Annotated in this window: 10 protein-coding genes; 5 read left to right on the top strand and 5 right to left on the bottom strand. The window is 59.1% G+C overall.

The window, feature by feature from the left end; translation table 11 throughout:
* Position 1: 1 nt before the first annotated feature.
* On the bottom strand, positions 2 to 763 hold the full coding sequence (locus tag ACXAH8_RS15860) for a DUF6478 family protein (RefSeq protein ID WP_475219797.1): 762 nt from the start codon (positions 761 to 763) through the stop codon (positions 2 to 4).
* Positions 764 to 967: 204 nt separating this feature from the next.
* Here ACXAH8_RS15860 and ACXAH8_RS15855 point away from each other — a divergent pair, with 204 nt between their 5' ends.
* From ACXAH8_RS15855 to ACXAH8_RS15840, 4 genes are read left to right on the top strand one after another with little or no spacing between them, the layout of a single operon-like run.
* Positions 968 to 4,075, top strand: a complete 3,108-nt coding sequence (locus ACXAH8_RS15855) for an ABC transporter transmembrane domain-containing protein (protein WP_475219796.1) — start codon at positions 968 to 970, stop codon at positions 4,073 to 4,075.
* Entirely contained in the window at positions 4,062 to 4,958 is an 897-nt protein-coding gene (locus tag ACXAH8_RS15850; protein ID WP_475219795.1) for a lysostaphin resistance A-like protein, read from the top strand. The genes ACXAH8_RS15855 and ACXAH8_RS15850 overlap by 14 nt, the downstream gene beginning before the upstream one ends.
* A 60-nt stretch (positions 4,959 to 5,018) precedes the next feature.
* Positions 5,019 to 5,951, top strand: coding sequence for an acetyl-CoA carboxylase, carboxyltransferase subunit beta (accD, locus tag ACXAH8_RS15845; protein WP_475219794.1), 933 nt, complete (start codon positions 5,019 to 5,021; stop codon positions 5,949 to 5,951).
* Positions 5,948 to 7,222 (top strand): bifunctional folylpolyglutamate synthase/dihydrofolate synthase, encoded by a 1,275-nt coding sequence (locus tag ACXAH8_RS15840; RefSeq protein WP_475219793.1) that lies wholly within the window; start codon positions 5,948 to 5,950, stop codon positions 7,220 to 7,222. Before accD ends, ACXAH8_RS15840 begins: the two co-directional genes overlap by 4 nt.
* Positions 7,223 to 7,295: 73 nt before the next feature.
* On the opposite strand, the gene zapE is transcribed toward ACXAH8_RS15840, so the two are convergent.
* Positions 7,296 to 8,354, bottom strand: coding sequence for a cell division protein ZapE (zapE, locus tag ACXAH8_RS15835; protein WP_475219792.1), 1,059 nt, complete (start codon positions 8,352 to 8,354; stop codon positions 7,296 to 7,298).
* A gap of 149 nt (positions 8,355 to 8,503) precedes the next feature.
* On the opposite strand from zapE, the gene ACXAH8_RS15830 reads away from it, so the two are divergent.
* Positions 8,504 to 9,745 carry an MFS transporter gene (locus ACXAH8_RS15830; RefSeq protein ID WP_475219791.1) on the top strand — a complete coding sequence of 414 codons (1,242 nt, stop codon included), beginning with the start codon at positions 8,504 to 8,506 and terminating at the stop codon, positions 9,743 to 9,745.
* 84 nt (positions 9,746 to 9,829) lie between these two features.
* Here ACXAH8_RS15830 and ACXAH8_RS15825 read toward each other — a convergent pair whose 3' ends face one another.
* The 3 genes from ACXAH8_RS15825 to fghA are packed head-to-tail and all read right to left on the bottom strand — an operon-like array spanning position 9,830 to position 12,576.
* On the bottom strand, positions 9,830 to 10,285 hold the full coding sequence (locus tag ACXAH8_RS15825; protein ID WP_170702095.1) for a YaiI/YqxD family protein: 456 nt from the start codon (positions 10,283 to 10,285) through the stop codon (positions 9,830 to 9,832).
* The gene (sthA, locus tag ACXAH8_RS15820) at positions 10,282 to 11,739 is read right to left on the bottom strand and encodes a Si-specific NAD(P)(+) transhydrogenase (RefSeq protein ID WP_170377338.1); all 1,458 of its coding nucleotides are present in this window, start codon (positions 11,737 to 11,739) and stop codon (positions 10,282 to 10,284) included. Before sthA ends, ACXAH8_RS15825 begins: the two co-directional genes overlap by 4 nt.
* Before the next feature lie 3 nt (positions 11,740 to 11,742).
* Positions 11,743 to 12,576: an S-formylglutathione hydrolase gene (fghA, locus tag ACXAH8_RS15815; protein ID WP_475219790.1), complete on the bottom strand. Its 834-nt coding sequence runs from the start codon at positions 12,574 to 12,576 to the stop codon at positions 11,743 to 11,745.
* Positions 12,577 to 12,662 lie beyond the last annotated feature (86 nt).

Below are 12,662 nucleotides of genomic sequence, written 5' to 3'. Positions count from 1 at the left end.
CTCACAAATCAGCGCGATGGTGGCGGCACAAAGTCAGGTCGCGCAGAGTGACGTTGTTCATGCCGGGGTTTTCAAGGATTAGGTCCAACCAAACCTTCTCGATCCGTTTCTCATTCAACGGCAGATGGGCCAGATCGAAATCGACGCTGGGCGACGGGCTGGCTAGATCAAGCTTGCGCAGAACCTGTTCGGTATTCGGGCCGCTGAGGATGTTCAGCCGGGCAAAGAGGTCGATCTCCTGCTCCGCGTCAATCTGCGTGTCCAGACGGATAAGGTGCTGCAGGCTCAGGCCTTGAGAGGCGTCGCTAGGCAATTGGATCGAAAGCGAGAGGAAGCTGCCTTCGAAACCAAAGACCTCCACGCCCATGTTGAAAGGGGCCAGATCACTGGACAGACGGTTGCGGTTCTGACGCAGGGCGATCTCGGCCTGTGGGCAGTCGTGAAATACCTGCACCTGATCGCCCAGGGACGCCTTACGCGGGGGTGAGGCAAGGCCGGGTGTCGCAAGAGGCCAGCGCCACAGATCGGGGCGCCAGCTCCAATCCGTGCCGATCGGTTTGGGAAACTGGTTCGAGCCGATTTGAGGGTCGCGCAGCCGCATATCCGCCGTGTCAATCACCTGCCTAAGCTGTGTTTGCAGGGCGCGCGCGCTGTCGCGCTGGCGTCGCAGTTCGGCCTGAGGGGCGTCACCCGCCATCTGCGCGGCCTTGCGCCAGCGGTCCAAAAACCTGCGGTGAAAATAGCGTTCGAGAATCCTGCCCATGGTCCCTTCGTCCGACGTAGGACCTCTTTAGTCAAAGACCGGGCAAGGGACAAACCCGGAATTTAGATCTGTCGGTTTTCGGTGCGTGAGGCGACCGTCAGTTCTTGCATTACGTCGGGTCTGTGCTTAGGGTCGGGCCTCTTGAAAAAGCGGGTCGCCAGCAACCACGCCACGCATCAGTTTTTCATTCGACAAGGCCCGGCCATGGAACCCACCCTGTTTTCGTTCATTTGGAAACACTCCAAAAAACAACAGCTTGTGCTGTTGGTTCTGACGGTTCTTTCGTTTCCGTTCCTTTATGCCTCGCTTGAGCTGCCCAAGCAGATCATCAACGACGCCATTGGTGCGCCTGCAGATACGGTCACGATCTGGGGGGTGACTGTCACACAGATTCAATACCTTATGATCCTGTGTTTTGCCTTTCTGGCTACGGTGATCGCCAGCGGCTTGATGAAGATGCGCATCAACACGATGAAGGGCGTTCTGGCGGAACGGATGCTGCGTCGCTTGCGGTTTACCCTGATCAATCGGTCGATGCGCTTTCCGAAATCGTATTTCGCCACCACCAGTCAGGGTGAGCTGGTGTCGATGATCACTTCCGAGGCCGAACCTATGGGTGGTCTGATGGGCGACGCCATCGCTCAGCCGGTGTTCCAATTCGGTCAGATGATGACCATCGTCACCTTTCTGTTCATGCAGAGCGTCTGGTTCGGGCTGGCCAGTATCGCCCTCATCCCGCTGCAGGCGTGGTTGATCCCGAAACTGCAACGTCAGATCAACCTGCTGAACAAAGAACGCATTCAGGAGGTCCGCCACCTGAGTTCCGAGATCGGCGAAAGTGCCGCTGGGATCAGCGATCTGCGCACCAATGGCGGCTGGCGCTACCGGTTGGCGCAATTCAGCTACCGTCTGGGGAACCTGTTCGAGATTCGCTTCAAGATCTACAACAAAAAGTTCTTCATGAAGTTCCTCAACAATCTGATCACTCAGATGACCCCGTTCCTGTTCTACTCGGTCGGCGGGTATCTGGCGATTACGGGTGAGGTGACTGTGGGTGCTCTGGTGGCCGCTTTGGGGGCGTACAAGGATCTGAGTGGCCCATGGAAGGACCTACTGACCTATTACAATCAGGTGCAGGACATGTCGCTGCGCTGGGAGATCGTGACCGAACGCTTCGCCCCGTCTAACATGATCCCCGAACACCTGTTCGAGGGCCGACCCGAGGTCATTCCGCACCTCACCGGCGATATCGAACTGCGGAACGTCACCGTGCGCGATGATGACGGTAAAACCATTCTGGAAGACATCGATCTGAGAATTCCCAAGGGCGCGCGGGTGGCGATTCAGTCGACCAACGCGGCCGAACGCACCGCTCTGGCGCAGCTTTTGACGCGTGAGGTGGTGCCGGTTCAGGGCGAGGTAATGCTGGCCGGGCACAATCTGAACGAACTGCATCAGGCGGTGATTGCTGCTCGGATCGGTTACGCCTATTCGCGGCCATATCTGTTCGATGGAACTCTGGGTGACAACCTGCTGATGCCGCTGCGCCCCCATCCTCAGCACGAGACTGAGGCCAAGAAGGCCCCGACCCGCCGCCAGATCGAGGCCGTTCGGTCCGGCAATCCAATAGATTCGCTAGAGGATGAGTGGGTCGATCCGGGGCTGGCCGGGCTGGACGATATCGACGACATCCGCGCGTGGTGGTTCCAACTGGTCGAGGCGATGGGCATTGACGAGTTCATGTTGCGACGCACCCTTCGCACGCAGTTTGATCCGAAACTGCATCCGCGCCTGTCGCAAGAGCTTGTGAAACTGCGCGAGACCGTAGCCCTGAAATTGCAGGACAAGGGCCTCGATCGCTATGTCTATCGGTTCGACCCGGATCAGTTCAATCCTGCGGTGCCTTTGGGTGGTAACTTGCTATTTGCGACGCCCGCGCGGGATATCACACCCGAGTCTCTGGCTGGTGATCAGCGGTTCCGCAACATGTTGCGCAGCCATGATCTGGCCGAGGAAGCAATGAACATGGCCAGCACCGTGATCGAGACGTTGGACCAGGCCTTTGGTCGCGATGGCACCGATCACCCGCTTTTCCTGCGGTTGGGCATGTCCAAAGACATGTATCACAGGCTTTTGGACATCAAGGATCGCCTGAAAACCAAAGGGGACGATGCGGTTTCGGAGCCGGATTGTGCGTTGATGCTGACGGTGCCGTTCCTGTTGACGGCCGAGCAAATTGGCCCCGACTTTCCGGATGAATACAAGGACAAGATCCTTGCGATCCGAAAACAGCAATCCGCCGCCATGCATGAGGCGCTGGATGGGATGTTCGTTCCTTTGTCGCCTGACGCCTATTTCCCGCGTCTGACCGTGATCGAGAATGTCCTTTATGGGCGCGTTTCCCTCATGGCGGGTGCGCACGCCGAAGAGATTGAGGATCTGGTTGCCCAGGCCGTGAATGAGGCCGGTCTGCGCCGCCGCGCTGCGGCCACCATGTTCGACCTGCCTTCGGGCTTGGGGGGGAACAACTTGCCCACGGTGTTCCAGGAACGCGCATCGTTCTCGCGTGCGGGTATCAAACGGCCCGATATCCTGATCCTCGACAAGGCGCTCGCCAGCCACGATTCGGAAAGCCGCCTGCGCACCCGGCTGCGCCTGCGGGAATTACTTCCCGAGTCGATCATGATCTTCATGGAGGATCACTTTGCTCATCCCGAAGCCTATGACCTGTTCGTCGAGGTCAAGGATGGCCGCATCGACGGTGTCTCACGCACGCCTGTTCTGCATCAGGAGGGGGCTACTGCCGACCTCAGCAGAAAGCTCGAAATCATCTCGACCACCGAGCTTTTCTCGGGTATCGACGCTCGGAACCAACGGCTGCTGGCGTTCTCGGCGCAATGGTATGACGTCGCCGCGGGGCAGGTGATTTTCTCGCGCGGGCAGACGGCGGACGCAGCCTATCTGTGCATCCGGGGTCAGGCCCGGTTGGACTGGTCGGATGAAGATGGCAACAAACGCCCCATATCGATTGTTGAGCCGGGTCGCTTGATCGGGGATCTTTCGATCATCACCGGTGACCGCCGACAGCTTGATCTGGTCGCCAACACAGATTGCGCCTTCCTACGTATCGGGGCCGAGGAACTGCGCGCCGTGGTCGAAAGTGACGCCTCGGTCGCGACGCAGTTGCTGCAGACCGTTGCGGGATACCTGACCACGCTCGCCACGCGCGTGAACACGGTTGCCAATCCGGCAGATGTCTTCCCGGACGTGGTGCAAGAAACCATTCTTGACGAGGCAGATGACAATGATTGAACCCGCCGCCTATGCCGCGCATGAACATCTGGTGCGCGACGCCCGCGCGCGCCCTGACCTTTGGCGGTTGCTGGTCGGGCTGGTGATTGTTTGCGCGCTCTATTTGGCGGCGAACACTGTTCTTTTTGCGATCATCGGAGCCCTCATCCCCCCCTCTCAGGCCCAAGGGTTTTTGCGCGGTACGTCCCCCCTCGCGACATTTGTCCTGCTGGCCAGCTTTGGGTTCCTGACAATTGGCGTTGCTGTTGCTGCAAAACAGATGCAGCAAAGGTCGCTCTGGGCGATTCTCGGAGAGCGTCGTTTGGCGATCAGTCAATTCACACGGGTTTTGGTGGCCCTGGTGGTTCTCGGTCTGGCACTGGCAGCCCTGCCGCCCTACGGAATGGGGGATCCGCTGACCCAGAACCTGGCGTTCTCGACCTGGATCGTACTGCTGCCGTTCGCGGCAGGCGCCGTGCTGATTCAGACCAGCGCCGAAGAGATCCTGTTTCGCGGCTACCTGCAGCAATCCTTAGCCGCGCGGTTTCAGTCACCGCTGATCTGGGTAGGCGTGCCTTCGGCCTTGTTTGCAGCGGGTCACTATGCGCCGGGGATTGCTGGCGACAACGCGCTGCTGGTTGCAGTCTGGTCCTGTGTGTTCGGCGTTCTGGCGGCTGATCTGACGGCTCGTTCTGGCACTTTGGGCCCAGCTATCGCCTTGCATTTCTTCAATAATGTGATCTCTCTCCTGATTATCTCATTGCCCGATACGCTCAGTGGTCTGGCCCTTTTCGTGCTGCCCTACGATATGTCGGACGGTGGAGTATTGCGGCAGTGGTTGTGGGTGGATTTCGGCTCGATGATGGTTTGCTGGCTGACAGCACGACTAGTCATCAGGCGCTGATTGCATTTCTTTCCGTAGCGTCTTATTTGACGTCAACGCCGCACAATCCAAGGCTCTGATATGAACTGGATCACAAACTACGTCCGCCCCCGGATCAACTCGATCTTCTCGCGCCGAGAAGTGCCAGAAAATCTGTGGCACAAATGCGATGAATGCGGAACGATGCTGTTCCATCGTGAATTGGCCGAAAACCAGAACGTCTGCACCCAGTGCGGTCACCATATGGCAATCACACCGCGTGACCGCTTTGGCCACCTGTTCGATGGCGGGATTTTCACCGAAGTTGCGGTGCCTGCGCCCAAAGATGACCCGCTGCAGTTCCGCGATCAGAAAAAATACCCCGATCGCATGAAGGCGGCCCAGAAGAAAACGGGTGAGAAAGAAGCCATGCTTGTGGCCACAGGCGAAATCGGGCGCACCCCGATTGTTGCGGCGGCGCAGGATTTCTCGTTCATGGGCGGGTCCATGGGCATGTATGTCGGCAACGCGATCATCGCCGCCGCGCAAGAGGCGGTGAAGCTAGAGCGTCCGCTGATTCTGTTCTCGGCCGCGGGTGGCGCCCGGATGCAGGAAGGCATCCTCAGCCTGATGCAGATGCCGCGCACCACCGTGGCCGTTGAGATGCTGAAAGAGGCGAACCTACCCTATATCGTCGTTCTGACCCACCCGACCACTGGCGGCGTGACTGCGTCTTATGCGATGCTGGGCGACGTGCATATCTCGGAACCCAACGCGTTGATCTGCTTTGCCGGTCCTCGCGTGATCGAGCAGACCATCCGTGAAAAACTGCCCGAAGGGTTCCAGCGCGCCGAATACCTGCTGGACCACGGTATGCTCGACCGCGTGACCAAGCGCACCGAGCTGCGTGAAGAGCTGATCACCATCACCCGCATGCTGATGAACCAGCCTCCGGCGATCAAAGGCGATCTGCCTGCGCCGGAACCGGAAGAGGCAGCTGTAGACGTGCCTGCTGAAGATACGGATCAGAAATGACCGCCCAAACATCGGACGCCATCCTCGATCGGATGATGGCGCTGCACCCCAAGATCATCGACCTGACCTTGGACCGCGTCTGGCGTTTGTTAGGGGCCTTGGACAACCCGCAGAACAAGCTGCCTCCAGTGATCCATATCGCTGGAACCAACGGCAAAGGCTCGACCCAAGCGATGATCAGAGCAGGGCTTGAGGGGGCGGGGCTGTCTGCCCATGCCTATACTTCACCGCATCTCGCCCGGTTCCATGAACGCATTCGTCTGGCCGGAGAGCTGATCTCTGAACCCGACCTGACGGCGGTGCTTGATGAGTGCTACGCAGCCAATGGCGGCGAAAACATCACCTATTTCGAGATTACGACCTGCGCGGCTCTTTTGGCCTTCGCACGAGCCACGGCGGATTACACCCTGCTCGAAGTCGGCCTCGGCGGACGACTGGACGCCACCAATGTGATCGAAAAACCCGCCGTGACAGTGATCACTCCGATCTCGATCGACCATGAGCAGTTTCTGGGCAATACGCTGGCGAAAATCGCCGCTGAAAAGGCCGGTATCATCAAACGCGGTATGCCTTGCATCGTCGGCCCGCAACCTGATGAGGCGATGGAGGTGATTGAACAGACCGCCGCACGTCTCGGCGCACCTCTCATTGCTTACGGCCAGCATTGGCACGTCGCCGAGGAAAATGGCCGCCTGATCTATCAGGACGAAACAGGTTTTTGTGACCTGCCTCTGCCCAACCTCTTGGGTACCCACCAGATTCAGAACGCAGGAGCGGCCCTGGCCGTTCTGCGCCACCTCAACCTTGGCGACGCGGCCTATGAGGCCGCGGTGACCAAGGCCGAATGGCCCGCGCGGATGCAACGCCTCAAAACCGGCCCGCTCCTGCAAGCCGCAGGGCAGGCCGAACTTTGGCTGGACGGAGGGCACAACGCCGCAGCCGGGATCGCTCTGGCCGAGGTTCTGTCGAACCTGCCGAAACGCCCGACCCATATGATCTGCGGTATGCTGAACACCAAAGACGTGACAGGCTACCTCGCGCCGCTTGCCAAACAGGCCCAAAGCCTGACCGCCGTTTCCATCCCAGGTGAGGCCGCAACCCTTAGCGCCGAAGAAACATCCGCCGCTGCCACTAAGGTCGATCTGCCCGCATCAACCGCCAACAGCGTGGCCGAGGCGCTCGACACAATCGTCGCCAAAGAACCGCATGCACGTATCCTGATCTGCGGTTCACTCTATCTTGCAGGCAATATCCTGCGCGATAACGGCTAAGATCCGCCCGCAGGGCTTCATCTGGCTGAAAGTATCCCGCGGGAGCCGCCAGCGGCGGCGGGGGCAGAGCCCCCTACTTCCCCCATTCCTGATCCTGCATTTCCCGTAGGCGAGATGCAGTGCGCTCAAATTCAAAGGTCCCTTCGCCCTCGACATACAGCATCTCGGGCTCGGCAGCTGCAGAACAGATCAACCGAACTTTTGCCTCATAGAGCGCGTCGATCAACGTCACGAAGCGTTTGGCCTCATTGAAGTTGTTGCGGGACAGACGGGGAATATCCTCTAGCACCAGAACCTTGACCGTTTCAGCGATGGCCAGATAGTCCCCAGGCCCCAACATCCGCCCACACAGGTCGTAAAACGAGGCCCGCGCGACCCCATTGCGAAAAGCCGGCAGCTCAACAGCGCGACCTTTGACCTGCAAGATCAAGGGCTCTGCCGTGCCGCCGGACAGATCCGTCCAAACGGCGCGTATCTTCTCACGCGCTTCCGGGCCAATTGGCGAGAAATAGACCGGCGCGCCCTCAAGGCGGTTTTGGCGGTAGTCGGTCGGCGAGACCAGCTCCCATACCTGAAGTTGCTCTTTGATATGAGCGATAAAGGGCAAAAACAGCTGTCGGTTCAAACCGTCCTTGTACAGATCATCCGGATGCCGATTCGAGGTCGTGACGATGACCACCCCCCCCGTATGTAGCAGATCAAACAGGCGTCCGACGATCATGGCGTCCGTGATATCGGTGATCTGCATTTCGTCAAACGCCAGCAGTTTGACAGATTTCACGACCTCCTGCGCGACCGGGGCCAGCGCGTCTTCAACACCATCCTTGCGTGCCTTGTGCATACCCGCATGGATTTCCTGCATGAACGCGTGAAAATGCACCCTCCGCGCCGGTATATCCTCCAGCGCATCTACGAACATATCCATCAGCATGGATTTCCCACGCCCAACCCCGCCCCACAGGTACAATCCCTTTGGCGGCGGCGGAGCCTTGCGGAACAAGCCCCGCTTCACCGGAGCACTCAACTCGGCCCGGATACGTTCGAAATGCGGCAGAACGGCTTCCTGCGCGTCATCCCGCGTCAGGGATCCATCGGCGATACGTTCGTTATACAGCGAAATCAGATCCGTCATGGGTTTGAGCCATAGCGCCCGCACTAAGCGTTGAAAAGCGGGCATTTTCAGGCACGCATCAATTTTCCTTATGTCGAACCGCAAATCTACTGAATTGACGGGCCGACGAAAAACAGTAGCGTCGCAAGACTGGTTTGTCTGAGGGTCCCATGCCGCACTCCGCACGTCTGCTGAATCCAATTCTGATCGTGGGCTGTATCATCATTACAGTCAGTTTCGCTGTGCGCGCCTCGTTCGGGGTGTTCCAGATCCCGATCGCCTCTGAGTTCGGCTGGCTGCGGACAGATTTCTCAATGGCAATTGCAATCCAGAACCTGGCCTGGGGGATCGGGCAGCCGATCTTTGGCGCCATCGCTGAAAAGATCGGCGACCGAAAGGCCATTGTTCTTGGTGCGTTGACTTATGCCGCCGGAATGGTGCTTTCAGCCTGGTCCGTCACTCCGTTTGAACACCAGATCTACGCGTGGTTGGTCGGGTTTGGCATCGCCGGGACCGGTTTCGGCGTGGTTCTGGCTGTGGTTGGGCGGGCGTCCTCTGACGAAAACCGATCCATGTCTTTGGCCATCGTCACGGCTGCGGGCAGTTTCGGTCAGGTTCTAGGTGCGCCTACGGCCGAATGGATGCTGACCTTCCTGCCCTGGCATCAGGTCTATTTTGTGTTCGCCGTCGCAATTCTCTGCCTGGTGCTGATCCTGCCTTTCATGCGCGCGCCTCAGCCAAGCAGTAAAGCAGAGTTGGAAGAGAGCATGGGCCAGATCTTGGGGCGTGCTCTCCGAGATCCGTCTTACACGCTGATCTCACTCGGCTTTTTCAGTTGTGGCTATCAGCTCGGCTTTATCACAGCTCACTTCCCAGCATTCGTGACCGAGATGTGCGGCCCCATCCAGCCGGGTGGCGTGCTGCATTCGATAGGCATTACGACCACGTCCGCCTTGGGTGCGTTGTCCATTTCGCTGATTGGGCTGGCTAATATCGGCGGCACGCTTTTGGCAGGTTGGGCGGGGAACCACTTTCCAAAGAAATACTTGCTGGCCATCGTATACACGGCGCGCACGCTTGCTGCTGTCGTGTTCATCATGTTTCCGATCACCCCAATATCGGTCATCGTTTTTTCGTTCGTTATGGGCTCTCTCTGGCTGGCTACAATACCGCTGACATCCGGTCTGGTCGCGCATCTCTATGGTCTGCGCTACATGGGGACGCTGTATGGAATTGTTTTTCTCAGCCACCAACTTGGGAGCTTCCTTGGTATCTGGCTGGGCGGGCGGATGTATGACGTCTATGGCGACTACACAATGGTCTGGTGGATCGGTATCGCCGTGGGCGCGTTCAGCGCGATTGTCCACCTGCCCATTCGCGAGAACAGAGGTCCAACCCCTGCGGCTGCATAGCTGGGCGGACCCGCAGCGCGGCACGCGCTGTCTGGCCCAACAGGCGAGGGCGCATCTTTGATGCGTCCTTAACTGGCGGGAGGGTCAGCTGCGTTGCGCAGCCCGCAACTCCCGCTCCAGAGCGTCCAAGAACCGCGAGCGATCAGCTTTCCCAAACGGTTTGCCGCCACCCCCTGCGCCCAGAGGGTTCGCCGCTCTCAAATCCGCCATCAGGTCGCGCATCGCCAGTTGCTGGCCGATATTGGCGGCTGTGAAAGCCTCACCGTTGGGCCTTAGCACACGGGCACCGGCCTCGACGCACTTAGCGGCCAACGGGATGTCCGAGGTGACCACGACATCGCCGGTACCGCAACGCTCGGCGATCCATTTGTCCGCCTCGTCCGCGCCTTCGGCCACAATGACGACCTGCACCAAAGGGTTTGCCGATGGCCGCAACCCGCCATTCGACACCAGCGCCATAGGCACTTTGTGCCGGGTCGCGACCCGCTCAGCCTCGGCTTTCACCGGGCAGGCGTCCCCATCGACGTAGAGCGTTGTCACGCCTTCTTTGCCTCTTTCTTTGCGGGTTCAACAGGCTTTTTCTTGACCTTGAACTCTTCGGGGATCGGCATTCGGTTGAACGCGTCCAGACCCGCGATCTTATAGGCCTCCGCCAGCGTCGGATAATTGAACGTGTTCTGCACGAAGTAGTCCACGGTGCCCTTCAGGTTTAACACGGCTTGGGCGATGTGGATCAGCTCCGTCGCGCCTTCGCCCACGATCTGCACACCAAGCACCCGGCGGGTTTTTAGGGAAAACAGCATTTTCAGCATACCATGTTCCAACCCCATGATATGCCCGCGCGAGGTTTCGCGGAACCGCGCCACGCCGACCTCATAGGGGATGCCGCGCTCCTGCAATTCTTCCTCGGACATGCCGCAGGTCGAGATTTCGGGCACGGAATAGATGCCATAGGGATACCACGGGCTTTCAGGCAGGGTTGGGGTTTCAAGCGCATGACAGGCCGCCACGCGCCCCTGTTGTAGAGAGGTCGAGGCCAGCGAAGGGTGGCCGATCACGTCTCCTGTCGCGTATACATGCGGCACTTCGGTCTGGTAGGTCTTGCGATCCACGCTGATCCGGTTGCGGTGATCGGTTTCAACGCCAACAGCCTTCAGATTCAGTGTTGAGGTCGCGCCCATGCGTCCGGCAGCAAACAACAGCATCTCGGCCCGGACGTGACGACCGTTCTCAAGGGTGACCTCGACATGCTCGCCCGCATCTTCGATCTTTTCGACGGCCGAACCGAGTCGCAGATCCACTCCATTTTCGCGGATCTGATGTGTGAAATCGTGGATCAGGCGTTTGTCGATGAAATCAAGGAAGGTGTCGCGCGGCTCGATCAGGGTTACACGGACATCCAGGGCCGAAAACATGGTGGCGTATTCTACGCCAATCACCCCGGCACCGATAACGACCAACGACCGAGGGATCTCGGCCATTTCAAGGAACTCATCGCCATCCACAACGGTTTTGCCGTTGAAAGGCACATAGTCCGGGCGATAGGTTTTTGTTCCGGTCGCAATCAGAAATTTTGCGGCGGTCAGGCGGGTTTTCTCACCGCTATCCGTCGCCACCTCGATCTCATGCGGGCCCGTGAACGAGGCCAACCCGTTCAGAGTATCCACATGGTTTCGGTTGAACTGATGCTCCAGCACATCAACTTCGTGGTCGAGTGTCATGTGCAGCCGGGCCTTCAGATCCTCGGCTCGAATCTGTTCTTTGACCCGGTAGGAGCGGCCGTAAAAGCTGCGTTCGCGCCAGCCCGAAAGGTTCAGCACGGTTTCACGCAGGGTTTTGGACGGGATCGTGCCGGTATGCACCGAGACGCCTCCGAAACGGTCGTGCCGGTCGATCACCAGCACCCGCCGCTTCAATTTGCCCGCCTGAATTGCCGCCGACCGGCCCGAGGGGCCAGACCCGATGATGATCAGGTCATAGTCATACTTGCTCATGCCTCAGTCTCCGTACAGCGCTTCGGCGTGGAACGTGATGTGGTCTTCCATAAAGGTGGACACGAAGAAATAGGAATGGTCATAGCCCGGCTGCAGACGATAGGTCGCCTGCTGGCGGCGCTCAGCGATGGCCGAGGCTAGCGCTTCGGGGCGCAGGAGGTCGATGAACTGGTCGTTGGCACCGGTGTCGATCAGGACAGGGCCGTCAAAACCGACCTCTTTCATCAGGAGCGAGGCGTCGTGCTTGCCCCAAACGGCCTCATCATCGCCCAGATAGGCGCTCAGCTGTTTGCGGCCCCAATCTGCGTCGGTCGGGTTCGAGATTGGCGCAAAGGCCGAGACCGAGCGATAGCGCCCCGGCAGGTTCATCGCCAGTGTCAGCGCACCGTGGCCGCCCATCGAATGGCCGGTGATTGCCTGACGGTCCATGTCGATGGCAAAATTCTCGGCGATCAATGCAGGCAGTTCCTCGGCCACATAGTCCCACATGTTGAAATGCGGAGCCCATGGGGTTTGCGTCGCGTTGACGTAAAAACCCGCGCCTTGGCCCAAATCATAGTCTTCGTGATCGGCCACGCCTTCGCCGCGGGGAGACGTGTCGGGGAACACGATGGCGATGCCCTGTTCGGCGGCCCAGGCCTGTGCACCGGCCTTGGTCATCGCGTTTTCATGGGTACAGGTCAGGCCAGACAGGTACCACAAAACCGGAACGGGGCCGTCCTTGGCCTCGGCGGGCAGAAACAGGCCAAAGGTCATATCGCATTGGCAGGCGGTCGAGGCATGGCGGTAGACACCTTGCACACCACCAAAACAGGCATTTTCCGAAAGGGTTTCCATCTGGTCGAGTCCTTAATCTAGGGTCGCGCCATGGCTATCGCCCTAAGGACGCCGCGTAAAGTGCGGCGGCGGCCATGTGCATGACT

The sequence above is a fragment of the Ruegeria sp. ABV3_008 genome (assembly GCF_056161185.1).
This window is presented reverse-complemented; position numbering and strand designations above follow the sequence as displayed.